Raw genomic sequence first — 26,097 nt, 5'->3', positions numbered from 1 at the left:
CGAGAGGGGGGGCGGTGGGCGTTGCGTGGTGGCGGGCGAGGGGGCGAGACGACTGTCAACAACCCCCGTTTGATGCATATTGGAATCATGGATGCGGCGAGGCATCCGCCACGGTGGGGAAGAGGGCGGTGGGGAGCTAGGAAATGCCGTACTTCTTGAGCTTGCGGGCCACGGTGGACTGGTTGATCCCCAGTGACTCCGCGATCCGGTACTGGTTGCCGTGCTCCTTCATGGCGTCGCTCAACAGGGAGCGTTCCACGCTTTCCAGGATCTGCTCCAGTGTCATGTCCCCGGGCCACACCGGCAGGGTCTGCTCGGACTGCGACAGGGGCTTTTCCTCGACGTTGCCGAAAAGCTGCTTGGGGAGGTCCTGCAGGTCGATCACCTCGGTCTCGGACATGACCACCAGCCGCTCGCACAGGTTCATCAGTTCCCGCACGTTGCCGGGATAGCCGTAGGCGAGCAGGGCGTCGAGGGCGGCGCGCGCCAGCCGCTTCTGCTTGCCGACCTTCTGGCTGAAATAGTCGATGTAGTGGCGGATGAGCGGCAACAGGCATTCCTGGCGTTCGCGCAGCGCGGGGATGTAGAGCGGGATCACGTTGAGGCGGTAGTAGAGGTCGAGGCGGAAGGTCTTTTCCACCACCATCTTCTCCAGGTCCCGGTGGGTGGCGGCGATGATGCGCACGTCGACGGTCCGACCGGTGGTGCCGCCGAGCCTGGTCACCCGCCCGTCCTCGAGAAAGCGCAAAAGCTTCACCTGGGACGCCAGCGGGAGTTCGGCGATCTCGTCCAGGAAGAGGATGCCGTTGTCTGCGAGTTCGAGGTAGCCGGGCTTGGCCGTCTGGGCGCCGGTGAAGGCACCGCGCTCGTGCCCGAAGAGTTCGGACTCGATGAGGGATTCCGGGATGGCGCCGCAGTTGAGCTTGATGATGGGCTTGGCGCTGCGGCTCGAATTCTTGTGGATCAGGTCGGCAAAGAGCCCCTTGCCGACGCCGGATTCGCCATGGATCAGCACGGTCGAGTCGGCGGAGCTCACCTTGACCGCCTGGCGCAGGGCGGTGATCATGCGCGGGCTCTTGGCGATGATGGTCTGGGAGGCGAGTTCGGCCTGCTGCTGCTCCAGCATGTGGTGCCAGAACTGCCCCTTGATGGCCTCCTGGTCCTCCAGCTCTCGCTGCAGCTTGTCGATCTCGGTGATGTCCCGCTCCGAGACCACCACCCTGATGATGCCCCCCTCGTCGCCGAAAACCGGCGTGCCGGTGACGATCAGCTTCCTGTTCCCCTCGTTGACCAGCATGTTGACCACGCACTTCGACCCGAGCACCTCCAGGGCAGGCGAGCGCTCCATGTACCCCTGCTCGATCAGTTCGCGCGCGGTCAGGCCGACCACCACTTCCTTCTTGACCCGGTTGTTGCGCTCGGCGGCCGGGTTGATGCGCAGCACCACGCCGTAGCCGTCGAAGACCCAGAGCCCTTCGGAAGAGGAGTCGATGATGGCCGCCAGTTCCTTGGTCAGTTCCCGGAACGAGCGCAACTGCCTGGTCATGATTTCGAGATCGGTGTTCTCCACGAAGACGCAGATGGCGCCGGAGACCTCGTCGTCGACCATGACCGGGCTCACCGTAACCAAAAAGCTCGTTTCGCCCCTCTGGACCGACAGCTCGAAGCGCGGCCTGCGGTCGCGCATGGTTTCGACCACCTTGCCCCAAAGCGACGGGTACTGACCGCTCAGCGAACTCCCGGGGTAGATGTCGAGGCTCACCCGGCTCACCCGGTCCGACAGGAGCACGGTTCCGGATGTGTCTACCGAGATGATGCCGTCGCCCATGGCGTTGTACTGCGCTGCATTAAAAGCGTCCTGGTGGGTCTGCTCGGGGGTCGGGGCGTTTTCGCCCACGAAATCGGCCATGATGGTCATCTGGATCTCCTGCCACGGCGGTTTAGATGCCGTGGTGTGCCAATAAATGCATAGCTGCATCAAAAATGCAAGAAGGAATGCCGCGCCCCGATATATTCACGATCCGCGCCTATTCCGTATACGGGGAAGGCTCCGGGTGAGAATAGTGCACACTTGCTGCGTCGGACCACGCTGGAGGGGGAGTCGGCCCGTTCGTCGAGCCCCCGGTTTTCCTCCCTTGAACCTCTGGGGCAGCCTGAGAGGATGCTCACCGTGATGCCGGGGGTGATGCGGATTCGCATCCGGGATGCAGCGGGGCATCACCCGGTGCCGGCTAATGGGAGAGTTGGCAGGGGAGGGGATGGGCCATGCGACGCAAGGTGGGGGAAAAAGGGGAAAAGCAGGGGTGAAAAGAGGCGGCAGATGTTTGGTACGTTCCTTGATAACGCAGGTTACCTGGTGCCCGGCCGCATGCACCGGGCGCGCATGCAATCTACTTCAGTCAAAGGAGCCAGAATCGATGAGAACCACAGAAGTGTCGCAAGCGTTGCGCAACAAGCATGTACCGCCCGGTGTGAGCATCTTGTCCCCGTCCTTCGTCAAGGAGGCCCGCGGTGCCATTATCGTGGATACGGAAGGTCGCGAGCTGATCGACTTCGCCGGTGGGATCGGCGTCGCCAACGTCGGGCACTGCCATCCGAAGGTCGTCGCCGCCGTGAAGGACCAAGCCGAAAAGTTCCTGCACACCTGCTTCCACATCGTTCCCTACGACCTGTACATCGACCTCGCGGCGAGGTTGAACGGGCTGGCGCCGGGCGACGGGGACAAGATGACCATCTTCCTCAACTCCGGCGCGGAGGCGGTGGAGAACGCCATCAAGATCGCGCGCCACGCCACCGGACGCCCCTCGGTGATCGCCTTCGAGAACGGCTTTCACGGACGGACCAACCTCACCATGACCCTCACCAGCAAGGTGAAGCCGTACAAACTAGGTTTCGGCCCGTTCGCGCCGGAAATCTACCGGATGCCCTTCGCTTACTGCTACCGCTGCCCGTTCGGGCTCAAGCACCCCAGTTGCAACACGGCTTGTGCCGAGCACCTGGAGGAATTCTTCATAAGCCACGTCGCCGCAGAGAAGACTGCCGCCGTCATCGCTGAGCCGATCCAGGGGGAGGGTGGCTTCGTCACGCCGCCGCCCGAATACTTCCCCAGGCTGCGCGAGATCTGCGACAAACACGGGATCATGCTGATCATCGACGAGGTGCAGACCGGTATGGGGCGCACCGGCAAGCTGTTTGCCATCGATCACTGGGATGTGGTCCCCGACCTGGTCACCACCGCCAAGAGCCTGGGAGGGGGACTCCCGATCTCCGCCGTAACCGGGAAGTCAGAGGTAATGAGCGCGCCGCACGTAGGTGGGCTCGGAGGGACCTACGGAGGGAATCCCATCGCGTTGGCCGCGGCGCGGGCGGTACTGGAGATATTCACCGAGGACGGCCTGCTTGCGCGCGCCGAGGAACTCGGCGTCAAGATGCGCGCCCGCTTCGACGAGATGCAAAAGCGCCACGAGATCATCGGCGAGGTGCGCGGCAAGGGGCCGATGCTGGCGCTGGAGCTGGTGCGCGACCGGGAGAGCAAGGAGCCGGCAGCGGCGGAGGCGAAAAAGCTGGTCAACCTCTGCTACCAGAAAGGGCTGGTGGTTCTTTCCTGCGGCAACCACGGCAACGTGATCAGGACCCTGATGCCGCTGGTAATCACCGACGCCGAGCTCGAGCGCGGCATGTCCATCATGGAGGAGTCCCTGCAGGAGTTGAGGGGGTAGCTTGAACCGCAGCCGGCGGGGTTTTCCCGCCGGCTGCACTTTAGCATCCGGAGCGCTCATGAAGGTAACCGTAAAGCTTTTTGCCCACTACCGCATCGGCAGGTTCAAGGTCTCCGTACGCGAGTACGCCCCGGGAACCTCGGTACGGACCGGCATCGCCGAACTGAAATTCGCCGATCCGGGCCCCGGCGTGGTCCTCATAAACGGCGCGCCGGCGACGCTCGACCACGTGCTGAAGGACGGCGACACCCTGGCACTGTTCCCGCTGGTCTCCGGCGGATGATGCCTAGACCCCTCAGGTCAATAGCGCGATTGCTGCCAGCGCCGTCGCGACCCCCCCTAACTGCACCATGGAAACCCTCTCCTTGAGAATCAGCCAGGCCAGAAAAACGGTGGCCCCCGGAAACAGCGAACTGAGCACCGCGGCCACGTCCATCCGTCCCGAATGCCCGGCCATGATATAAAATCCGTTGCCGCAAACGTCAAGAAAGGCGTTGAGGAGGACCATTCTCCAGGGGAGTGCGCCCCAGTCGCCTCCCCCCTGTCTGCCCGCAGCCAGAAACAGCAGCAGCACCAGGACGCCGCCGCAGCGGACCGCAACCATCGGCCAGAGCACGGCTCCGCTGCTCGCGCTATGCATGAGGACCAGGAAGAGCCCAAGGCAGCTCCCGGAAAGTAGCGGTAGCCAGACGTGAACGGGCCTTAGGGGCTCCGCCGGCCCCTCCGACTGCTCGCGGCATAACAACCAGACCGAGGCCAGTACCAGCGCCAGGCCGAGGACCACCTTCCGGTCCGGAACGCCCTGGGTCGCCATCCCCACGATGACCGGAATGGTGGCGGCTGTGAGCGCGGAAAGGGGGGCTGCGAGGCTCAGCCTTCCGAGCTTCATGGACCGGTACAGCAGGAGGATCCCAAGGGCGTCGAAGCCGCCGGCAATCATGTTGAGCGCCCATCCCGCTGCAGTCGGCGGCGTCTCCCGCACCATCAAGGCAACCGGGATCAGCATGGCGAGGCCTGAGGCGATGGTTGCGAGGGTCATGAAGAAGGCGCCGGTGCGGCGACTGCTGGTCCCGCCTATGAAGTCGCAGGTTCCCCAGCAGAAGGCGGTCGCGAGGCCGAAGAGTACGGAAAGCATGGTGGTTCACCTTTAAGGCAGAGGTTTAAGTGGTTGCGGTAAACGGCCGGTGCTGCGCTGTTACCGAAGAAGGGGGGCGCGCGTGAGCGACACCCCCCTTCTCATTGTTTTGTCATGGAATGCAAATCCCCCCTGTCCCCCCTTCGCAAAGGGGGCGACGCGAGTGGCAGCGCATCGTTGCGTCGGCTACAGCGCCGGCTGCACCGGTTGTTCGAGAAATCTTCGGGGAGACGAGGACGCTGGAGCCTCGTCCCCCCAAGGGATCGGCTAGGCCTTGCCGGCGATGCTCTTGAAGACGTCTTCGAGCCTGACCAGCATCTCGTCGATGAGGTCGTAGCCGATGGTCAGGGCGGGCTCGATCCTGATGCTCTTCGCGTTTATGAAGGTGCCGGCGGTCAGCACGCGGCGGGTGAACATGCCGGAGGCGACCTGCCAACCCATCTCGTCGGTCGGGAAGTCCATGCCGATCAGGAGCCCCTTGCCGCGCACTTCTTTCAGGACCTGCGGGTACTTCGCCTTCAGACCCTCCAGCTTCGAGACGATGTACTCCCCTTTCTCGCGCGCCTGGCGCGGCAGATCCTCTTCCAGCATCACGTTGATGTAGGCCAAAGCCGCGGCGCAGGCGATCGGGTTGCCGCCGGTGGTGGTGGAGTGCATGAAGGGGTTCGGCTCCATGCATTCCCACACCTTCTTGCTGGCAAAGAAGCCGGAGCAGGGGATGACGCCCCCCCCCAGGGCCTTGCCCAGGCAGATGATGTCCGGGGTCACGTTCCAGTGGTCCACCCCGAAGAGGGTGCCGGTGCGCCCGAGACCGGTCTGCACCTCGTCGGCGATCAGGAGCACGCCGTACTTGTCGCAGATCTCGCGCAGTTTCGGCCAGTAATCGTCCGGCGGGATGATGGCGCCGGCCTCGCCCTGGATCGGCTCGGCAATCATGGCGGCGATGCCGTCACCCACCTGGTGCGCAGACACGATTGCCTTCTCGACCGCCGCGGCGTCGCCGTAAGGAACGTGGCGCACGTTGCCCAGAAGCGGCAGAAGCGGCTCGCGGTACATCGCCTTGCCCATGAGGGTCAGCGGCCCAAGGGTCTTGCCGTGGAAGGCGCGCTCGGTGGAGATGAAGCCTGCCTTGCCGGTGTAGAGCTTGGCGAGCTTCATGGCGCCGTCCACCGCCTCGGTGCCGGAGTTGATGAAGAAGCCGTACTGGATGTCGCCGGGGAGCAGGTGGGCGAGCACCTTGCCCAGGTGGGCGCGCAGCGGGTCGAGCATCTCCTGGCTGTACTGGGGGCTGCGGTCGAGCTGGGCCTTGGCGGCGGCGACGATCTTGGGATGCCTGATCCCGGCTGAGTAGAGGCCGAAGCCGCCCAGGATGTCGATGAACTCGCGGCCGCGGGTGTCGGTGAGGATGGAGCCCTGTCCGGTCCACTCGACGGAGGCGTAGTCGCCGGCCTCGGTCATCGATTTTCTGTACTTGAGCCACCCCTTGTTGATGTGGTTGACGAAGTTCTCCACGGTCTCCTGCTCGATCTTCTCGCGCTCGGCCGCAGGAACCTCGTGCTCCGGGGTCATGAGCAGGTTCAGCATCCTCTGGGCTTCGCTTTTCGCATACGCTACATCTCTCATCATTATTGAATCTCCTTGTCGCTTCGGGTGAAGCATCTGGTGTAGAGCGCTTGATACTGCATTCCGCGCCGCAGGATTAGCCTCTGGAATTTCTTTTTATCGTTTGGGCGACCTTGTGCCGCTTCTCGAGCGGTGTGCCCGACTGGGGCCTCGTTTTCATCTGCGCCGCCTTGAGCTGGAACAGTGCGGCGTCCCCGGCGGCGTGCACCAGTGCCTCCGCATGGCACTCCTTGACGCATGCGGGATCGCCGTCACACAGGTCGCACTTGTAGGGGATCCCCTTGGCGTTTTGCTCGACCATGCCGTAGGGGCAGGCGTTCACGCAGTTGCCGCACCCGGAACAGAGATCGCGGTTCAGGCGGACCACCCCGTCCGCCCCGCGAAACATCGCGTCGTTGGGGCAGGCTTCCAGGCAGTTGGCCTTGGGGCACTGGAAGCAGACGTTCGGCACCGAGAAGCCGCGCAGCGGGAAGTTGGTGACGCGCAGCCTGGCCTTGCTTGGTTGAAAGACGCCTTCATTCTTTGCGGAGCAGGCGATGGTGCACCTGTTGCAGCCGGTGCAGAGGTCCGGGTTGGCGAAGAGTTCTTTTTTCAAGGTCAGGTCTCCTATAAGGTCTTTTTGTCGAGGCCGAGGGCGGCCAGCTTGCGAGACGACGGGATCCCCTTGGCGCTCCAGTCGCGCAGCTGGTAGTAGGACTGAATGGCCCGGGCGAGGTCGGGACGGCTGAAAACGCGCCCTTCGTGGCGCCCCGCCTCAAGCGGGCGCTCCATGATCTTCTTGGGCAGCGTATCGTCCGCCGCCGTGAAGCCGGCCGCCAGGTTGAAGAGCCGGCTCAGGGTCCAGATCCGCTCGCCGGCCTGGTCCAGTTCCTCGGCGCTCACCGCCTCGCCCAGCCCTGCCGACATGAGGTCCGCCTCGATGGTCGTGTTGATCGTGCCCCAGAAGTCGCAGAAGCCGAGCGACCACTTGATCGAGTTGGCGTTCTGCGCATCGACCACGTCGGAGACCAGCGCGTCGATGTCGTGCGGATCGGTGGCGAAGATGGGGAACGCGCGCAGGTGGCAGGCGCCACGCTCGCTCGTGGCGTAGGCGATCCCCATGCCGAAGTTGCCGCGCGGCTCGTAGGCGGGCATCTCGAGCCCTTTCACCTCCATGCTGAGGTCTTCCGCGCCGTACTTGGCGGCCAGGTGCTTCGCCCCTTTGGCCAGGTCGCGGCCGCGCTCGGTGGAGAGGGTGGCGATCTCGTAGACGACCTTGAGGTACTCGTCCACCTGCCCGAAGCGGAGCTTGAAGTCGTGGACGCCGTTCTCGGTCATCTCCATGGCGAGGCTTATGGTGCTGCCGCAGGTCATGGTGTCGAGTCCCAGGTCGTCGCACAGGCGGTTGAAGCGGATCACCGCCTCGAGGTCGTGCACCTCGCAGTTGGATCCTCCCAGGCAGAGCGTCTCGTACTCAGGCCCTTCGATCTCGGCCGAGTTGACGCGGGTGAACTTGCCGCAGGCCATGGGACAGGAGGCGCAGGCGCGGTTGCCGAGCTTGGCGGCCTGGATGGCGTCGGAGTTCAGCCGGTCTTTCCTGCCGTTGAAGCCCTTGGTGTAGTTGCGGGTGGGATGGATCCCCATTTCGTTGGTTACCTCCACCAGGATGGGGGTGCCGTCGGTCTTGGCCCAGAGGTTGTCGTCGCAAAGGAGGTCGTTCTTCGTGTAGTGGTCGGTGCGCTCCAGGAACCTGGCCATGTCGGCAACCCGGACGCCGCCGGTGCCGCGGCAGACGATGCCTTTCAGGTTCTTGCTCCCGAAGAGGGCGCCGGTCCCGCCGCGGCCGAACTGGCGGTAGGACTCGGAGCCGATCATGCTGTAGGTGATCAGGTTCTCGGCGGCCGGTCCGATGGCGAGGGTCTTGGCGCCGTGGGCGCCCATGGCCGCCTCCATCAGTTTCTCGGTCTCGAAGATCCCCTGGCCCGCCATGTGCTCGGCGCACTCGATGCTGACCCGGTCATCGTCTATCTTCAGGAAGACGGGGGAGCTGGCGCGTCCCTTGATGATGATGCCGTCGTAACCGGCGTACTTCAGCTCGGGGCCGAAGGATCCCCCCACGTTTGACTCAAAAATGGTCCCGGTGTGCGGCGACTTGGAGACCAGGCACATGCGGGAGGCGAGCGGCACCAGGGTCCCGCACAGGGGGGCGGTCATGATGACCACGGCGTTTTCCGGCGCGAGGGGATCGACCTCGGGCGAGACTGCATCGGTGTAGTAGGCTAGCGCCAGCCCCCACGCACCCCAGTACTCACGGAGCCACTCGGCTCGCAACGGCTCAGTCGTAACCGACTCAGCGCTTAGATCTACCACCAGCATCTTTCCCATGTAAAGATTCATATTCACCCCGTATTCGTCTCTCGAAGATTGGATGCATCGGGGGGGCGCTGTCGGATCCGAAGCTGAATCCGTGCGACTGCGCCCCTTTCGTCGGCGCCCTGCTGGTAGCACAGGTTGTGCCACGCTTCTTCGCCGCTGAAGGATAGGCGGAGGAGCGTGCGCCCGGTCCCGGTGGTTAGGCGTGTAACACGGCGTAGGACCGTGCGTTTTACCATCCTGGAAGGGGCGTCAGGGGGGGAGCGGCTGTTTGGGCGCCCACGGCGCGCCCTCCGCTCCGCTTACCTTGCCGGAATCGGGTGATGCAGACGCGCATCCTGCCCGCACGGCGGCATGGGAGGCCGGGGGGGCGGCAGGATGGAAGTCCCGCCGCTCACGGCGTGGGTTTTCAGAGGGAATTCGGTCGACATGCGCCGTCGAATGAAGTGCTGTGGCGCCGCAGACCGGATGCGGCGCTGCATCAAGGATGCATCGGCACATCCGGTCTGCGGCGCGGGGTAAGGCTAGGCGGGGAGGGTGAAGTGGTCCATGTCCATGTGCAGCAGGTCAAGCAGCAGCTTGCGTCCCGAGAGGGGGTGCTCCAGGCCGAGCAGCAGTTTGCACACCTCGGCCGTCTGGACGCCGGCAACGGCAGCGGGGGTGAATGAGGGATTACCCAGTTCGCGCTCCACCCCGGCACCTGAGGTCCAGGAGCTGTAGATATGACGAACCGTTGCGTGTCCCGGCAGTTGCGTGGCGACCTGGCCGTACCAGCCGGCGATGGCGCCGTGGACCAGTGGAAGCTGTAATCTGTTGCAGGCGTCCGCCAGTTCCAGCCGGGTCTGCACGCTGTCGAGGGCGTCAACGGCCACCCGGCTTCCGGCTAGAAGCACGCTTGCGTTCTCCGGGCAAAATGCGTCCTGCACCGGCACGACGGTTACCGCGGGGTTTATCGCCGCGACGCGCTGCGCGGCGGCCGCGGCTTTTGGTGCCCCAAGCCCCTCGATGCTGCTGAGGAGCTGCCGGTTGAGGTTATGTTCCTCGAAGACATCGGGATCGACGGCAACGATAGTGCCGACTCCCAGCCGCGCCAGTTGCTCCACCACGTAGCCTCCCAGCCCGCCGCATCCTATCACAGCGACCCGGCTGCCGTGCAGTACGAGCTGCCCCTCGACGGACGCGGTGCCACAGTTACGCTGGTAACGCGCCGGGAGCAGGCCCATCTCAAGGATGGCGCGTTCCGCCTGATGTACGGTGATGCCAAATCGGCGCGCCGCCTCGGCCTGGTGCACCCAGCCGATCAGCCCCATCTCCGTGTGTGCCTCCAGAAAGTTGTTCAGTTCGTCCATTCGTTTATCCTTTGCATGCAGCGGGGCCGCCCCCGGCGCACCATGGCTGGCGGTTTTTCTCCACCCCTGAATGCTCACTGTTGCCTGTCATGCTAAGTCTGTGATATCGTGCCCGACTACCGGGATGGCCTGCCAGCCGCAATCTTTTCCCGGTGCATACCCAAAGGCACAAGGTGACGACATGGCTGTGAAGCAAAAAGGGGGCCCGATGAACCCGCTGGAGATAGAAGTCGCCATTGCGGCCCTTCATTCCACAGGGGATTTCCAGGTGTTGCGCCGTTTGAACCTGGCGCGCGATGCGAGGCTCGGTCGCCCCGGCCCTGGTCACGCCAAGGTCGCTCTTTGCCTCGACACGGAGACCACCGGTTTGAATCACAAGCAGGACAAGGTCATCGAACTGGGAATCGTTGCCTTCGAGTTCGACGCCGACAGCGGCGAGATCTTCCGCATCACCGACCGCTATTCCGGTTTCGAGGATCCCGGCTTCGCCATCCCTCCCGAGGTACAGGAGATAACCGGCATCTCCGACGACATGGTGCGTGGCCAGGCCTTCGACGATGCCTTTGTCAACGCCCTGGCGGAGAAATCCGACCTGGTCATCGCGCACAACGCCGCCTTTGACCGCAAGTTCGTGGAGACCCGCTTTCCCGCCTTCGTGAAACTCCCCTGGGCCTGTACCGTCTGCCAGATCGACTGGAGCGCCGAACGCCTCTCTTCGCGCACCCTGGAGTTCCTCCTGTTCAAGACCGGCGCCCTCACCATCAACGCGCATCGCGCCCTGGACGACGCCGAGGGGGTGCTGGGGCTGTTGCTTGAGCGCCTGCCGGTGAGCGGCGCATCGATCTTTCAGGCGCTCTTGAAACGCGCCCACGAAGTGACCTCCCGCATCTTCGCGGTGTCCGCTCCGTTCGACAAGAAGGACGTCCTCAAGGAGAGGGGGTACCGCTGGAGTGACGGGTCGCAGGGGGGAAGCAAGGCCTGGTGGCGCGACGTCCCCGCGGACGTGGAGTCGGAGGAGCTTGCCTACCTGGCGCGGGAGATCTATCCCCGCGGCAACACCGGTGCGGTGCAGATCATGCGTTGCGACGCCTATGCAAGGTTCTCGGTACGTGAATAGCGGCCAAGCCTTTCAACGCAAAGACACCAAGGTGGAATGGCAATAAGAGATACAAAAACAGGCTAGAAGCCGTAAAACCCTATTTTTTAACGCAAAGGCGCAAAGACGCTAAGAAAACCTTTTTAGGACAAGCAAGGATCCAGTCGTTTCTTTGCGTCTTTGCGGCTTTGCGTTACAAATGTTTTTCGGTTTTTAAAGTGACAAAAAGGTCTCTGATACGAGCATCGAGATGCTGACACTAATCGTCGTGCAATGACAATAAGAACTACAACACCGTAAACCCTATTTTTAACGCAAAGACGCAAAGACGCTAAGAAAACCTTTTTAGGACAAGCAAGGATCCAGTCGTTTCTTTGCGTCTTTGCGGCTTTGCGTTACAAATGTTTTTCGGTTTTTAAAGTGACAAAAAGGTCTCTGATACGAGCATCGAGATGCTGACACTAATCGTCGTGCAATGACAATAAGAACTACAACACCGTAAAACTTATTTTTAACGCAAAGACGCAAAGACGCTAAGAAAACCTTTTTAGGACAAGCAAGGATCCAGTCGTTTCTTTGCGTCTTTGCGGCTTTGCGTTACAAATGATTTTCGGTTTTTAAAGTGACAAAAAGGTCTCTGATACGAGCATCGAGATGCTGACACTAATCGTCGTGCAATGGCAATAAGAACTACAACACCGTAAAACCTATTTTTTAACGCAAAGACGCTAAGACGCTAAGAAAACCTTTTAGGGCAAGCAAGGCCCCTGTCGTTTCTTTGCGTCTTTGCGGCTTTGCGTTACAAATGATTTTCGGTTTTAAGAGGGACAGGCACCTGCGGAGCCAGTCCGCAGATCCGGAGGCACTATGAGCATCGACACCAAGGCGGAGATACTGATCGTCGGGGCTGGCATCATCGGTCTTACCATCGCGCGGGAACTGGTGAGGACCGGGCACGGCGACATCGTGATCATCGAGAAGGAGGCGGAGCTTGGGGTGCACGCCTCGGGCCGCAACTCCGGCGTGCTGCACGCAGGGATCTACTATTCGCCGGACAGCCTCAAGGCAAAGTCCTGCCTGAACGGAAACTTCCTGATGCGCGCCTACTGCAAGGAGAAGGGGCTGCCACTTCTGGAAAACGGCAAGGTGATCGTGACCCGCACGCAGGCGGAACTGCCGGTGCTGGACGAACTGTTCCGCCGCGCTACCGCCAACGGCGCCAAGGTGGACATGATCGACCAACATCAGCTCGCGTCCATAGAGCCCAATGCCCGCACCGTGGAACGGGCGCTCTTCTCCCACTACACCGCCGTGGTCGACCCGAAGGCGGTGCTGAAGAGCCTGAAAAAGGACCTCGAAGAGAGCGGCAGGGTGACCTTCGTCATGGGGTGCCGCATGACCGGCCTCAAGGGAAGCGGGGTGGCTCTCACGACCAAGGGGGAGATCCGCTTCAACAGGTTCGTCAACGCGGCGGGGGCGTACTGCAACAAGGTGGCGGGGTTCTTCGGGGTCGGAGAAAACTACCGCCTGATCCCCTTCAAGGGGGTGTACCGGCTCCTCAAAAAAGACGCCCCCTACACGGTCAATTCCAGCATCTATCCGGTCCCGGACATCCGCAATCCGTTTCTCGGCGTCCATTTCACCCGCAGCGTGCACGGCGACGTCTACCTAGGGCCTACGGCGATTCCCGCTTTCGGAAGGGAGAACTACGGCATCGTCAAGGGGATCGATTCCGAGGCCTTCTCCATCGCGTTCCAGGACCTGGTGCTCTTTCTGACCAACAAGTCCTTCCGCAACGTGGCGCTCACCGAGCCCGCCAAATACATCCCCTCCGTTTTCTTCAAGGACGCCGCCCGGCTGGTCAAGGAACTCAAGCCCGGGGACGTGGTTGCGGCCTCCAAGGTGGGAATCCGGCCGCAACTCGTGGACTGGGACACGAAACAGCTGGTGATGGACTTCCTGGTGGTGGCCGATGGGGCGACGCTGCACGTGCTCAACCCCATTTCTCCCGCATTCACCTCGTCTATGGACCTCGCCCAGGGGATCGTGGCGAAACACTTCAACGCAGGAAGCTGAGGGAACACCGCCAGCTCTCCTGACTGCTTACCTCTTTGCGGGGAGAGAGGGGGGCGAGGGCGCGCTTCGGCAAGGGTCTCTCTTCGTGGCAAGGCCCTCACCCGCCCTGCGGGCACCCTCTCCCAGGGGGAGAGGGGGAAATCCCTCACGGGAGGGATGATATGAAAAACCGCCGGGGCAAGCTGCTCCAGGCGGTTTTGTTGTTGATGCTCTTGTCAGGCTCTGCTCGTGTCGCGTTCCGCGCGCGTCAGGCTCTGCCCATGTGAGCCCCTGTCAGGTTCTGCCCGCTTCAGACTCTGTTCGCGTCGCCCTTTAGGATGAGGGCTGGGTCTTGAGACGCTTGTTGAGGGTCTGACGCCCCATGCCGAGGATCTTGCCGGCCAGTCCCTGGTTCCCTTTCGCCATCTTCATCGCCTCGTTTATCATGTACTGCTCGACTTCGTCGATGGTCGGAAAATGTCCGAAGATGCCGCAGAGCGGGTTTTCGTCACCGGCCTGGCCGGCCGCTGCGGCGCCGTTGGAGGCGGGGCGCTCGTTCCCGATCACCTCCCGGAACGTTTCCATGGAGAGCACGCCGGACGTGTGCCGCAGGACGGCGTCCGAAACCAGGGCCTCCATCTCGCGGATATTGCCCGGAAACGGGTACAGCGTGAGCATCACCGCCAGCTCGGGGGGCGGGGTCGGCTTCTTCTTGCCCAGGCGCGCGGACACCTTTTCCAGGAAGTGGTCCAGAAGGAGCGGGATGTCGTCGCGCCGTTCGCGCAGGGGAGGGAGGTGCACCCGGTGCCCGCACAGCCGGTAGTATAGATCGTTTCTGAACTTTCCCTGCTTGATCATCTCCTGAAGGTTACGGTTGGTGGCCAGCACGATGCGGGCGTCGCTCTTCTTGACGAAGTCGGACCCCACCGGGTAATACTCCTGTTCCTGCAAAAGCCTGAGCAGTTTGATCTGCGACATCTCGTTCAGGTCCCCGATCTCGTCGAGAAAGAGCGTCCCCCCAGCGGCGCGCGTGATCAGCCCGTCCCTCGCCTGGTCGGCGCCGGTAAAGGCCCCCTTGCGGTGGCCGAACAGGGTGTCGGAGAACATGTTGTCGTCAAGGCCCGCCACGTTCAGGGCGACGTAGTCGCCGCTGCAGCCGCTCAGGTCGTGGATGGCGCGGGCGATCAGCTCCTTTCCGGTGCCGGTCTCGCCGGTGATGGTGACCGGCTGCCTGGTCCCGGCGATGACTTCCAGGTACTGGAACACCGCGCGCATCGCCTTGTTGCCGGTGACGATCCCCGCGAAGGCCTCCGGGTGGTCCAGGCGGTCGGTGAACATGTAGTTTTTCAGCGCGGTGAGCTCCTTGGCGAGGCTGCGCATTTCCAGCGCCTTTTTCACCGAGGTAAGCAGCCGTTTTACGTCGATCGGCTTCACCATGTAGTCGAAGGCGCCTTCCTTCATGCAGTTCACCACCGTCTCTACCTCGTTGCTGGCCGTGGCGACGATGACCTTGATTTCCGGGTGCTGCTTCACGATCTGCGGCAGCAGCTCCAGCCCGGTGATGTTGGGCATGCGCAAATCGAGCACGATGACGTCGACCTCTTCCCTCTCAAGTAGCGGCAACACCAGGCGGCTGTCGCTTTCGACGATGACGTCACTCCAGCCGGCGTTGCTGAGGCAGGCGCGGCACCCCTCCAGGATCAATACCTCGTCGTCGACCAGTAAAATCCGTTGCGAATGCTTGTTTATTGCTTTCACCGCTGAAACCTCCCGCTAACAGTAGAAACTCCCATGACCGCCGTCACTTTGGCTGCGGCCCGGGAAGGGTGAAGTAGAAGCACGCCCCTTGGTCGACCTCGCCCTCGGCCCACACGCGCCCGCCGTGGCGCTGTATGATGCGCTGGACCGTCGCCAGTCCCACGCCGAAGCCGTTGAACTCGCGTTCGGAATGGAGACGCTGGAACGGGCTGAAGAGCCGGTCCGCCTGCGACATGTCGAACCCCGCCCCGTTGTCCCGCACCAGGTACACCGCTTCCCCGTCGCGCTCCATGCGGCGGAATTCGATGACTGCCTGCTCCCTTTTGCCGGAATACTTGCATGCGTTGGAAATGAGGTTTTCCAGTACCACCTTCAAGAGGTCCGGGTCGCCGTAGGCGTCCAGGTCCGGCTCTATGGTGAAGCAGATCTTGCGCCCGGGGGCGGCAAGCTGCCGCGCCGCCGCGATAAGCGTCGCCATCTCGCTCAGGTTTACCGGGGATTTCGCCATTTCGGCGCGGGTGACCCGGGAGAACTCCAGGAGGGTCCTGATCAGCTGGTTCATGCTGATGGTCTCGTTGAGGATGACGTTGATGAACTCCTTGCACCCCTCCTCGAGCGTCGCGCCGTAGAGCTCCAGGATGACCTGGCAGTAGCCGTTGATATTGGTGAGCGGCGTGCGCAGGTCGTGGGAGACGGTGTAGCTGAAACCTTCAAGGTCGCGGTTGGCGATCTCCAGTTCCTCGGCGCGGGCGGAGAGGCTCAGGTTCAACTGTTCAATTTCCCGCTCGTTGCGCACCCGCTCCGTGATGTCCTCCTGGACCGCAACGAAGTTGGCGATCGCGCCGCTCTCGTCCATTACCGGCGATACCGAGCTCGACTGGTAAAAGGGGAGGCCGTCCCTCCCCACTCCTTCCACCTCGCCGTGCCAGGTGCCGCCGGCCTTGACGCGGGCCCAGATTTCCTCTCCGTTTGGAAGGAGCGCGGCCAGTGGGCGCCCCAGCGGTTCAGGTTCGGCGGCTCCGGTGAATGCGCGGAACTTCGGGTTCACGTATTCGACAATCCCCTGGGGATCGGTGATGACGATGGAGGTCGGGCTTTGCTGCACGGCGCGCGACAGCTTGCGCACGAACGCCTGCTGTTCCTGCAGCTCCCGCTCCAGTGACAAGGTGGTGAGACAGGCGTCGATCGAGGCGAAAAGCTTGCCGCTGTCGATCGGTTTCAGCACGTAGCGCGCGATACCCAGCTCTATCGATTCCAGCAGGAACTCCATGTCGCTGTGTGCGCTGGTGACGATGACCGGCAGGGAAGGCTTGCGCTCCAGGAGCCGGCGCGCCATCTCGATCCCGCTCATCACCGGCATCTTGATGTCAGTGACTATGAGGTCGGGTGCGAAGGTGCCGTAGAGCTCCATCGCCTCCTTTCCGTTGTGGGCCGCCTGGATGGCAAGCCCAGGGAAACGCCGCTCCAAAAGGGTGAGCACCGTCTGCCGGGTGATGTCGTCGTCCTCGACGTATAACAACTTGAATCCGCTACCTGGTGCCGCAGTCGTCATGTCAAACCTCTATCCTGAACTCGGCGCCTTCCCCTGTGTTGCGGACGGTCAGGGAGCCGTTCATGCTCTTTTCCACGATGTTCTTGGCCATGAAGAGGCCGATGCCGGTCCCCTTGCCCTGCTCCTTGGTGGTGAAGTAGGGCTCGAAGATGCGGCCGATGACTCCGTCGGGGATCCCCCCCGCGTTGTCGGCGATGGTGACCACGGCCTTCTTGTCGTGGCTGGAAAGGGTAACCTTCACCCGTGGCGCCCGTACCTTCCTCTCGCAGAAGGCGTCCATGGCGTTGTTGATGATGTTCAAAAGAACCTGTGAAAACTCGTTGGGGTGGCCGGTCACGGGGGGGACCTCACCCGCCTCCAGCTCTATGATTATCCCCTTGTCGTTGAGGCTGCCGTCTACCAGCGCCAGGGTGCGCCGCAGCACCTTCTCCAGGTGAAACTCGGTCTTTTCCTTGTCCGGTGTGAAGAAGTTCCGGAAGTCGTCGATGGTCTGGGACATGTGCCGGATCATCTGCATGATCTTGCCGGTGCTGGACTCGAGGTACTCCCGGGTGAAGTTGCCGTACTCGTAGGAGAGGGTCAGGTCCTGGACCAGGAGCCCGACGGCGTTGAGGGGCTGGCGCCACTGGTGTGCGATGTTGCCGATCATCTCCCCCATGGCGGCCTGCCGGCTTTGCTGCATGAGCACTTCGTCCTTCTTGCGCAGCTCCTCCAGCGCCTGCAGGCGCTCCGCCGTCTCCTGGGTGAGCGCCGCCGTGCGCTCCAGAACCCGCTGCTCCAGTTCACGGTTCAGTTTGGAGAGAAGGGCCTGCGCCCCGAGGAGTTCCTGGTTTTTTTCTGCGGCCATCTCGTAGGTCGCCAAAAGCAGTTCCAGGGTATGCGCGCAATCGGCGTGGACCCGGTACTGTCTCCCGCGGTAGCCAACGGACACCTCACCCTCGGCCTCCCCCTGGCGGCACAGCCGTTCCCCTTCGAGCACCGCGCGGATACGGGAGAGGAGGAGCTTGCGGCTGTAGGGCTTGGAGACGAAGTAGTCAGCGCCGACCTCGAGGCTGTGCAAGACGTCTGCCGGGTCGTTCAGGTGGGTGAGCAGGATGATCGGAAGCTGCCCCGCCTCCGGCATCTGCCGGACCCTGCGGCAGAGCTCGAAGCCGTCCATCTCCGGCATCAGGATGTCGCTGATCACCAGGTCGGGGCGCGCGGACCGGATCGTCTCCAGCGCGTCGCTGCCGTTTCGGGCGCACAGCACCCGGTACCCCTGTTCGGCCAGCATCTGTTCCAATAGTTTCGCCTGAGTCGGGCTGTCGTCGACGATCAGTATGTGGTGCCGCGTGAAAGCAGCCGTGTTTTCGATCTCCATCACGTTCGTTCCTTAACTTGAGACGGCGCTCGCGCCCTTGCTGTTCACACTGCGTAACAGTTCGATAATCCCCACCGGCGGCAGTACGTGCTGGGCCGCGTCGATCTCTATCGCCTCTCCCGGCATTCCGAAGACCATGGAGCTTTCCCGGTCCTGGGCGACCGTGATGCCGCCGCGCCCGCGTATCGCCTTCAGCTCCAGCGCACCATCCTTCCCCATGCCGGTGAGGAGCACCCCCATGGCCTGACGGCCGTAACTTTGCGCCACCGACCGGAACAGCGCCGAGACCGAGGGGCGCACCCCGTACTCCGGGGGGGCGTCGGTGAGGAGGAGCCTCCCGGAAGGGGTCACCTCCATGTGGCAGTTGTCCGGCGCCACGTAGACCTGGCCGGGGATCAACTGCGCTCCGTCGGTGCCGAGTTCTACAGGGAGCGTGGAGCTGCGGTTCAGCCAGTGCACGAAATTCTCGGTGAAACCGACCGCCATGTGCTGCACCACCACGACCGCGGCGGGGAAGCGGGGGGGGAGCGCGGCGAGGATCTGGCGCAAGAGGGGCGGCCCTCCCGTCGAGGCGCCGATCGCCACCACCTTGACCGGATGCACCGGGGGAAGGGGGACCGGCCGGTCGGTGCGGGGGGGGACCTTGCCGGACGGGAAGGTGCGTCGCACCACCTTGATCTCGGCCATCAGTTTCAGGTGGCGGACCAGGTTGTCCACCGAGGCCTGGTACCCCGGCGTCCCCACCGGGTCCGGCTTGGAGAGAACCATGAGGGCTCCGGCCTCCATCACCCGGAACAGTGTGGCGGAATCCCTCGGGTTCATCTTCCCGGTGACGATGACGATGGGGACGGGCCAGCTGGACATGATGGCCCGGGTGGCGTCGAAGCCGTCCATGCCGGGGAGGTTGATGTCCATGGTTATCAGGTCGGGGCGCAGGGTCCTCGCGGCCTCGACGGCCTCCTCGCCGGTCTCCGCCGTAGCGATCACCTCGATCCCGGGATCGGCCTCGAAGGCGGCCACCAGCGCGCGCTGCACCGTTTTGGAATCCTCAACCACCAGCACTCTGATCACATGCTTCCTCGTCAGCTAAGTTTTTGAATAACCTCGATCAGGTTGGCCTGATCGAAGCTGCTCTTCACAAGGTAGGCGCTGGCGCCTACGTCGATGCCCCGCTCCCGGTCGCCGCGCGATTCGAGCCCGGTCACCAGGATTACCGGAAGAGCCGAGAGTTTCGCGTCGGCGCGTATCGCCGCGGTGAGCTGGAAACCGTCCATGCGCGGCATTTCTATGTCGGAGACGACCACGTCGCAGGACCCGGCCCTGAGCTGGGAGAGCGCGTCCATTCCGTCCACGGCGGTGCGCACATCGTAGCCGGCCGATTCCAGTATGTTCTTCAACAGCGTGCGCGAGGTGATGGAGTCCTCGGCCACGAGCACCGAGACTTGCCGCGCCTGCGCGACGGGGGTGGGGGAGGGGAGCGCTGGGGCATCAACGAGGAGCGCCGAGCGGAACAGGTCGGCCACGTTGAGAACAGGCACCACCCGCCCATTGCCGAGGATGGTGGCACCTGCCACGTTGCGGACCCTCGACAGCTGCCGTCCCAGCGGCTTGACCAGGATCTCCTGGACCCCCAGCACCTGGTCCACGGCGAACGCGATCCTCTTCTCGCCGGCGTGCAGCACCACGAAGCAGGGCCCCTGCTCCGGTCCCGGCGCGCTGCGTGGCACCTCGAGGATCCGCCCCAGCGAAACCAGCGCCACCAGCTCGCCGTTCACGAGCACCGTGTCGCGGTTCTCCACCCGCTTCACCCCGTCGGGCGCCACCCTCGCGCTCAGCTCTACGCTGGCGGCCGGAATCACGCAGTCACGACCGCTCACCTGCACCAGCAACCCGCGCATCCGGGCGAAGGAGAGGGGAAACACGAGCCGGAACGCGGTCCCGGCGCCGGGCGTGCTGGAGACGGTCACGTGCCCCCCGAGGCGCTCGAGCGACTGGCGCACGATGGCAAGTCCGACACCCCGCCCGGAGACGCTCCCGACGGACGTGCTGGTGGAGAGGCCGCTTTCGAAGACGAGCTGCAGCGCGTCGTGGTCGGACATCCGCTCCAGAAGGTCCGCCGGGGCCGTCTCCAGCCGCAGAGCGGCAGCCTTCACCCGGTCGATGTCGATGCCGCGGCCGTCATCCTCGAGGATAAGCTCGGCGCGGTTGGCATCCTGAAGCCTTATCTCGGCGCGGATGGACCCCCTGGCAGGCTTCCCTGCGGCCTCTCGCTCCCGCGGCTCCTCTATGCCGTGGTCAACCATGTTCCGTACCAGGTGCAGGAGCGGCTCCCTGAGTTCGGCGAGGATGCGGCGGTCGAGTTCGACCTCCCCCCCCAGACAGGTGAAATCCGCCTCCTTGCCCAACTCGCGTGACAGATCCCGCACGAGCTTCGCGAACGGTTCGCAGACGGTGGCGCCGGGAAGGAGCTGCAGCTTCTTCATCTCCTCGAGAAGAGGGTCGAGCATGGACTGCAGCGACCTCAGGTGCTTGTCGGCGCTCTTTTCCAGGAGGCGCAGGCGCCCTTCCAGTTGCCGCTCGGCGTGGCAGCTCTGCTCCAGCAGGACGCAGAGCGCGGCCTCCCGCCCCCCGGCTCCCTTCACGCCGCGTCGGGCGGTCTCGTGCGCGCGGCTGCGCTCACCATGGCGCTGGGCGAGCTCGGCGGCGGCGGCCGCCAGCTCTTCGTGGAGGGCCGACGCGGAGAGCTTGGCGGAAACCAGCTCTTCTGACTGCAAGAGAAGCTCTTCCAGCAATCGTGCCGAGACACGGACCGTCTCGTCCCCCTGCGGGCGCGTGGCCGCGGGGGGCGGCGCGGCAGGTTTACCCCCGGCACCCGGGCCGGGGGAGGGGGGGTGGGGCGTGGCTGGACAGGCGTTGCCACCTGCCGCCGCTGGGAGACCGTGACCTCCGGCGCCTCGTGCGGCACCGCCCGGGTGGGAGGTGCGGGGAGGGGAGGGGACTCTTCCGGGGAAGGCGCCGGCAGCGCCGCCGCAGCCGACAGCCCCCGGAACAGCCCGTCGCTCAGTGCGTTGACGCTGGCGTGGAGCGAGTCAAACTGCTCCAGCCCGAGCGCGAGGTCGCCACGCTTGAGACCGGCGAGCACGTCCTCGAGGCGCTGGCACGCGAGGGCGACGTCCGGGAAGTTCACCGCGTGCGCGGCCCCCTTCAGGGTGTGCACGCGACGGAAGATCGCCTCCAGCAGGGGGTTGCGTCCTGCCGCCTCCGTCTCGCGCTCCAGCGAGAGGAGCAGGGAGGAGAGTTCCCCGAGGTGCTCCCGCGCCTCCAGTTCGAAGGTCGCCAGGAGTTCTTTGAGCAGGGCGTCGCTGTCAAGCATGCCGCGAGGGCCCCACGTTTGCAGCGGTCCTGGTCATCACGCCACCTTGTAGCCGCTGACCAGCTGCTGCAGCTTCTGGTTCAGCTCGTAGAGGTTGCGGGCGGCGGCCTCGATCTGGCGCGACCCTTCGACGTTCTGGTCGCTGGCCTGGTTGATGCTCTGGATGGCGATGGCGATCTGGTCCATGCCGATGGCCTGCTCCTGGGTGGATGTGACGATCTGCAGGGTGGCGTTGGAGGATTCCTCGATGCTGGCGGCGAGCTGTCGGATGGACTCGCCGGCTTCGCTTGACTGTTTCACGCCCGCCTCGACCGCCTTGCTTCCCTGTTCGGTGGCGAGGACCGCCGCCGTGGTCGCTTTCTGGATCTGGCCGATGATGTTTCTGACCTGGGAGGTGGCCTGCTTGGACTGGGTGGCCAGGTTCTTCACCTCCTGCGCGACGACGGCGAACCCCTTGCCGTGTTCCCCCGCCTTGGCCGCCTCGATGGCGGCGTTCACCGCCAGGAGGTTTGACTGCTCGGCGAGGTCGGCGACCGTGGCGATGATCTCGCCTATGGCCTGGCTCTGTTCGGAGAGGTTGACGATGCGCTCGGCGATGAAGCCCATGCGCTCGTCGATCCCCTGCATGCCGTCTATGGCGCTGTTAACGGATTCCCTTCCGGTGCGGGCGATCTGGGCCGAGCGGTGGGCGCCCTCGTACACCTGGCGCGACTTCTGGGAGGTGAGGTCGGTGGTCTGGCGGATCTCCTGCACGGTGGCGTTGGTCTCGGAGATGGAGGTGGCGGTCTGGGCCGAGCTGGAGGCGAGCTCGCTCACGGTGGTCATGATCTCGGCGGCTGACCCGGCGAGGACGTTGACGACTTGGGCGATCTCCTCGGTGAGCTCCCTAAGGTTGCAGGTCATGACCCGGAACGAGTTCCCCAGCCGATCCTTGGGTGAGGCGGGGAGCACCTCGATGGTCAGATCCCCCGAAGCGATGCGGTCGGCGTTTTCGGCGAGGCTGTTGAGCGAGGCCACCATGTTGCGCAAGGCGGAGCCGAACACGTCGCGCTCGGACAGAAGCACCACGTCGACGTCCAGGTCGCCCAGGGCGATCCGGTTGGCGGTCTCCCCGACGCCGCGCAGGGCGTGCACCACCTTGCCCATCGCCCTCAGAAGCTGTCCCAGCTCGTCGGCGGAACCACTGCCGATCTCCACGGAGACGTCACCCTGGGCCAGTCGCTCTGCGGCCTGCACGGCGTCGTTGAGCGGGGTGGTGATGGACCCGGTGATGGCGAAGGCGATGACGGCGGCGAGAATGCCGGCGAGGGCGACGAGGATGGCGGTGATGGCGAAGGTGGAACTCTGGTTGCGCCGGGACTCCTGGGCGAAGGACTGGGCTTTGCCAAAGGAGAACTTGAGTACGTCGTTGACCTGGGCGTCGATCTTGGCAACCGTGCGGCGCGCGTAGGTCTTGTGAAACGCGACGGCCTCATTTATCTTGCCCTGCCGCACCAATGCGATCGTCCGGGACCGGACCTCCTTCCACTGGTCCATGGACTCCTTGATCTGGTCGATCTTCCCCTTCTCGCCGAGGAACTTTTCGCGGGCCACTGCAAGCTGCTGGTAGACTGTATGCTCGCAGTTGTCGATGTCGAGGAGGGAGCTTTCCAGGTCGGCCGAGTCGTGGGCGTAGAGCACGACGTCCTTCATGTCGCGGTGCATGCGCACGATATTGCTGTCCACCTGGTGGATGGCGTTGGTGACGGTGAACGGGTGCTCGTAAAACTCGCTCAGAAGGTCGCCTTCGGCGGCGATGTTTTTCAGGGAGAGCCCCCCGATCAGGATCAGGAACAGTACCAGCACGGAAAAGCCGGCAACCAGTCGGGTACGGATCTTCATGTTGTTCAGCATGGAACCCCCTAAGAATCAGGTTGAGGTTGAGTTGAGAGCTGTTGTCCTACCCCACTTCTTCGTGCACAACCATCCTCGGGTCGGCGAGTATCCGTCCCATGTCGAGCAGGGCGAGGCGGTCGGCGGTGACACCGGCGACAAATTCCTCCCTGGGGCCGGTGAAGGTGTCGGGCGTGGGGAGAAAGTCTCCGGCCGGGACCGAGGTCGTGCCGACGATGCGGTCGGCCAAGACTCCGAATTCCATTTCATCGCCGCTGACCACGATCACCCGGTTGAGGTCGGACAGGCCAAGGGCCGGCAGCTCGAAAAAACGGCGCAGGTCGACGATGGAAATGATGCGTCCGCGCAGGTTGGTGACCCCCAGTACGAAAGGAGGCGCGCAGAAAAGCGGCGTGAAATCGGTAAGCGGCAGGGTCGCCGCGACATAGGGAAGTTCGATGGCGTAGCGTTCGCCGGAGAGGAGGAATTCCAGGCAGTGGATGCCGGTCGCGTGCGTGCCCCCCCCGGGTCTCTGCCTTAAAAGGCGCGCCCGCTCCTCGAGCAGCGCCTGCTCGCGCTCCGGGTCGCGTGAGGGCGCACCCGTCGCTGCGAAGGCGGCCTCCTGGCGCTTGAGCAGGAGGGCCCAATCTATGCTCGAACTCTTCACCGACATCCGCCTTCTCCTGAAACTAGTTGTGCGGCCGGCCTTACCTGTGGCTCAAACCGGCATTCATCCCCTTGATCAGCTGTGACAGCATCCCCGCCGTGATCCCTTCGGCCTCCGGCAGGACCTCGGCCGGATCGTAGCGCTGCAGAAGGCGCAGGGCGTTGGCGAAACTCTGCTCGGCCTCCCGGATCTCACCGCGCTTGCGGCAGAGGTTCCCCAGTGCGAAGTAGGCGAGCAGGTAGTCGTGGTCCAGGTAGAGCGCACGCTTCAACGACGCCTCCGCACCCTCCGCGTCACCCAGCTGCTCCAGTATCATGGAAAAAAGGTAGTGGCTGTGCGCGTCCAGGCGCTCCAGCTGCAGGGCCTTTTCGCACTGCTCACGCGCCTCCTGGTAGCGGCCGAGGTTCGCGTAGCAGCGCGCCGCCAGGGTGAGGCATTCGGCGAGGTGCGGCGCCGACAGGGAAAGACGGGCGGCCTCCAGGTACTCACCCGCGCGGTACGCGGCGCGGGCCTGCTCGACGCTTGCCGGGAGCTGATCCGCCGGCGGTACGGGGGCGCCGGCGGTATATCGGGCCTGGGGGACGCCGGTCGCCGGGGGCGCGGCCGGGCTCGGCGCGGCAGCGAACGCTTCCCCGGGGCCGGGAAGGACCGCCGGGCGCACGCTTTTGCGTCGCGGTTCCCCTTTTCTCAAAAGCACGGCGCCGTCGAAGTGGTGGCAGCTGAATCCGCTCAGCTTCTGGTGGTCCACTTCGGTCGGGCCGACGAAAAGCCACCCCCCCTGCTTGAGTGCACCGTGCAAACGGGCCACCGTCTTTTCGATCTGATCCGCATGGAAGTAGAGCATCACATTGCGGCAGAAGATGACGTCCATGCCGCTGGTGAGTGAACCGGCTCCGGCCGCGTCTCCGGCCAGGTTCAGTTGCCCGAACTGCACCATCTGCCGGATGCGCGGGATTATCTCGAACTGGCCGTCCCCAAGAGGAGTGAAGTATTCCATGAGCCATTCCGGGGCGTTGCGGAAGGACCATTTGCCGTACACCCCTCTGCGGGCGCGCTCCAGTGCTTCCTCGTTGATGTCGGTTCCAAGGAGCGTGATCTTCCATTCACCGGGGTCCCGCAACAGCCGGGTCAGGATGATGGCGATGGAGTAGGGCTCCTCTCCGGTGGAACAGCCGGCGCTCCAGATCTTGAGGGTCTTGCCGCCGCGGCGTCGGGCCGCGATGAGCGCGGGGAGCACCCGCTCTTCGAGCACGCGGTAGCTCTTTGGATCGCGCAGGAAGTAGGTTTCGCCGATGGTCAAGGCCCCGCTTAAGGCTTTAAGCTGTTCACTGGAGAGCGGGGCGGCCATGAGCTGGTACAGGTAGTGGTCCAGATCGACGAACCCGGACTCGCGTCCCAGAGCGGCCATCTTTTGGGCCAGTTCCGGAAAGCGCCGTTCGGGAAAGTGCAGTCCCATGTTCATGGCGATGAACCGGGAGAAACTGCGCAGGCAATGGTTATGCTGGTCCTCGCTCACGCTATCCCTTTTCCAGGACGGCACGGATCTGCGCCTCTTCGTCGGGGAAGAGCAGGGTGTCGAGGTCGTGGATCAGCACCAGGCCGTCCGCGGTCCTCGTGACGCCGGCGAGATATCCGGTCCCCGGCACGATGTCGTCCGCTGGCAGGAGCGCCCCGGCAGCCAGCTCGCACACACCCTCCGTCGCGTCGACGTGGAGCGCCAGGGCGAGTCTGCCGGTTCGCGCCACGACGAACTGATCCTCGCAACCGATGTTCCGTTCCGGCAGCCGGAAACGTCTTCTCAGATTTATGACGGGAATGACCTCGCCTTGCAGGTCGAGAACGCCGAGAACGATGTCGGGGGCGTGGGGGACCGGGGTGAGCGCCGCAGCCCTGATGACCCTGGTGACCTGGTCAAGCTTCAAGGCGTAGCGTTGGCCATCGAGGGCGAAGATGAGCAGGTGGACGGTCTCTATCTGTTTTCTCCAGGTCCGGCGTCTAAATACAGCGCTCTAATTTACCGCGTGATGCGTTTCTATTCAAGGGGATTGTGCTGATTTGGTGACTGTTCATGTGATTTTTTGCAGCAGGAGCTTCTTCTTGGAGTACTGTCACAGCATGAGCTCGTTAAAGGATCACCTGTAAAGCCGGTCTGGAGATGATAGAGCGTGGTGGGGACTGTGACAATC

20 protein-coding genes are annotated in these 26,097 nt (G+C 63.7%); 4 read left to right on the top strand and 16 right to left on the bottom strand.

What is annotated here, in order from left to right; translation table 11 throughout:
• Positions 1 to 136: 136 nt before the first annotated feature.
• Entirely contained in the window at positions 137 to 1,918 is a 1,782-nt protein-coding gene (locus KP001_RS06105) for a sigma 54-interacting transcriptional regulator (RefSeq protein ID WP_224962391.1), read from the bottom strand.
• Positions 1,919 to 2,417: 499 nt separating this feature from the next.
• Here KP001_RS06105 and gabT point away from each other — a divergent pair, with 499 nt between their 5' ends.
• Together gabT and KP001_RS06095 are read left to right on the top strand one after the other, a co-directional pair.
• Positions 2,418 to 3,719, top strand: a complete 1,302-nt coding sequence (gene gabT / locus KP001_RS06100; protein WP_217288661.1) for a 4-aminobutyrate--2-oxoglutarate transaminase — start codon at positions 2,418 to 2,420, stop codon at positions 3,717 to 3,719.
• Between the two features lie 58 nt (positions 3,720 to 3,777).
• Positions 3,778 to 4,002 carry a MoaD/ThiS family protein gene (locus tag KP001_RS06095; protein WP_217288660.1) on the top strand — a complete coding sequence of 75 codons (225 nt, stop codon included), beginning with the start codon at positions 3,778 to 3,780 and terminating at the stop codon, positions 4,000 to 4,002.
• A gap of 12 nt (positions 4,003 to 4,014) precedes the next feature.
• On the opposite strand, the gene KP001_RS06090 is transcribed toward KP001_RS06095, so the two are convergent.
• From KP001_RS06090 to KP001_RS06070, 5 genes are all read right to left on the bottom strand, one after another.
• Entirely contained in the window at positions 4,015 to 4,854 is an 840-nt protein-coding gene (locus tag KP001_RS06090; protein WP_217288659.1) for an EamA family transporter, read from the bottom strand.
• A 267-nt stretch (positions 4,855 to 5,121) separates the two neighbouring features.
• Positions 5,122 to 6,480, bottom strand: a complete 1,359-nt coding sequence (locus tag KP001_RS06085) for a putrescine aminotransferase (RefSeq protein ID WP_217288658.1) — start codon at positions 6,478 to 6,480, stop codon at positions 5,122 to 5,124.
• A gap of 73 nt (positions 6,481 to 6,553) precedes the next feature.
• A complete protein-coding gene (locus KP001_RS06080) occupies positions 6,554 to 7,072 on the bottom strand; it encodes a 4Fe-4S dicluster domain-containing protein (RefSeq protein ID WP_217288657.1) in 519 nt (172 codons plus the stop codon).
• 11 nt (positions 7,073 to 7,083) lie between these two features.
• Positions 7,084 to 8,853: an aldehyde ferredoxin oxidoreductase family protein gene (locus tag KP001_RS06075; RefSeq protein WP_217288656.1), complete on the bottom strand. Its 1,770-nt coding sequence runs from the start codon at positions 8,851 to 8,853 to the stop codon at positions 7,084 to 7,086.
• A 500-nt stretch (positions 8,854 to 9,353) separates the two neighbouring features.
• A complete protein-coding gene (locus tag KP001_RS06070) occupies positions 9,354 to 10,178 on the bottom strand; it encodes a HesA/MoeB/ThiF family protein (RefSeq protein ID WP_217288655.1) in 825 nt (274 codons plus the stop codon).
• 181 nt (positions 10,179 to 10,359) lie between these two features.
• Between KP001_RS06070 and KP001_RS06065 the strand changes: the two genes are divergently transcribed.
• Both KP001_RS06065 and lhgO read left to right on the top strand, forming a co-directional pair.
• Entirely contained in the window at positions 10,360 to 11,295 is a 936-nt protein-coding gene (locus KP001_RS06065) for a 3'-5' exonuclease (protein ID WP_217288654.1), read from the top strand.
• A gap of 846 nt (positions 11,296 to 12,141) precedes the next feature.
• A complete protein-coding gene (gene lhgO / locus KP001_RS06060) occupies positions 12,142 to 13,350 on the top strand; it encodes an L-2-hydroxyglutarate oxidase (RefSeq protein WP_217288653.1) in 1,209 nt (402 codons plus the stop codon).
• A 312-nt stretch (positions 13,351 to 13,662) separates the two neighbouring features.
• Here the strand turns inward: lhgO and KP001_RS06055 are convergent, their stop codons facing one another.
• From KP001_RS06055 to KP001_RS06015, 10 genes are all read right to left on the bottom strand, one after another.
• Positions 13,663 to 15,087 (bottom strand): sigma-54-dependent transcriptional regulator, encoded by a 1,425-nt coding sequence (locus KP001_RS06055; RefSeq protein ID WP_217288652.1) that lies wholly within the window; start codon positions 15,085 to 15,087, stop codon positions 13,663 to 13,665.
• Between the two features lie 43 nt (positions 15,088 to 15,130).
• A complete protein-coding gene (locus KP001_RS06050) occupies positions 15,131 to 16,639 on the bottom strand; it encodes a sensor histidine kinase (protein ID WP_217288651.1) in 1,509 nt (502 codons plus the stop codon).
• Position 16,640: 1 nt separating this feature from the next.
• The gene (locus tag KP001_RS06045) at positions 16,641 to 17,999 is read right to left on the bottom strand and encodes a hybrid sensor histidine kinase/response regulator (protein ID WP_217289564.1); all 1,359 of its coding nucleotides are present in this window, start codon (positions 17,997 to 17,999) and stop codon (positions 16,641 to 16,643) included.
• Between the two features lie 12 nt (positions 18,000 to 18,011).
• A complete protein-coding gene (cheB, locus tag KP001_RS06040) occupies positions 18,012 to 19,070 on the bottom strand; it encodes a chemotaxis-specific protein-glutamate methyltransferase CheB (RefSeq protein ID WP_217288650.1) in 1,059 nt (352 codons plus the stop codon).
• 11 nt (positions 19,071 to 19,081) lie between these two features.
• Positions 19,082 to 20,302 carry a hybrid sensor histidine kinase/response regulator gene (locus tag KP001_RS21915; protein WP_239027975.1) on the bottom strand — a complete coding sequence of 407 codons (1,221 nt, stop codon included), beginning with the start codon at positions 20,300 to 20,302 and terminating at the stop codon, positions 19,082 to 19,084.
• Positions 20,303 to 20,637: 335 nt separating this feature from the next.
• On the bottom strand, positions 20,638 to 21,372 hold the full coding sequence (locus KP001_RS21910; RefSeq protein ID WP_239027913.1) for an Hpt domain-containing protein: 735 nt from the start codon (positions 21,370 to 21,372) through the stop codon (positions 20,638 to 20,640).
• Between the two features lie 36 nt (positions 21,373 to 21,408).
• Positions 21,409 to 23,265 carry a HAMP domain-containing methyl-accepting chemotaxis protein gene (locus KP001_RS06030; protein ID WP_217288649.1) on the bottom strand — a complete coding sequence of 619 codons (1,857 nt, stop codon included), beginning with the start codon at positions 23,263 to 23,265 and terminating at the stop codon, positions 21,409 to 21,411.
• A 46-nt stretch (positions 23,266 to 23,311) separates the two neighbouring features.
• Entirely contained in the window at positions 23,312 to 23,917 is a 606-nt protein-coding gene (locus KP001_RS06025) for a chemotaxis protein CheW (protein ID WP_217288648.1), read from the bottom strand.
• A gap of 34 nt (positions 23,918 to 23,951) precedes the next feature.
• Positions 23,952 to 25,427 (bottom strand): CheR family methyltransferase, encoded by a 1,476-nt coding sequence (locus tag KP001_RS06020; RefSeq protein WP_239027912.1) that lies wholly within the window; start codon positions 25,425 to 25,427, stop codon positions 23,952 to 23,954.
• A 1-nt stretch (position 25,428) separates the two neighbouring features.
• Positions 25,429 to 25,863 (bottom strand): chemotaxis protein CheW, encoded by a 435-nt coding sequence (locus tag KP001_RS06015; RefSeq protein ID WP_275423375.1) that lies wholly within the window; start codon positions 25,861 to 25,863, stop codon positions 25,429 to 25,431.
• Positions 25,864 to 26,097: the final 234 nt, after the last annotated feature.

Source organism: Geomonas subterranea (genome assembly GCF_019063845.1).
In the GTDB taxonomy this organism is placed as follows: Bacteria; Desulfobacterota; Desulfuromonadia; order Geobacterales; family Geobacteraceae; genus Geomonas; species Geomonas subterranea.
This window is presented reverse-complemented; position numbering and strand designations above follow the sequence as displayed.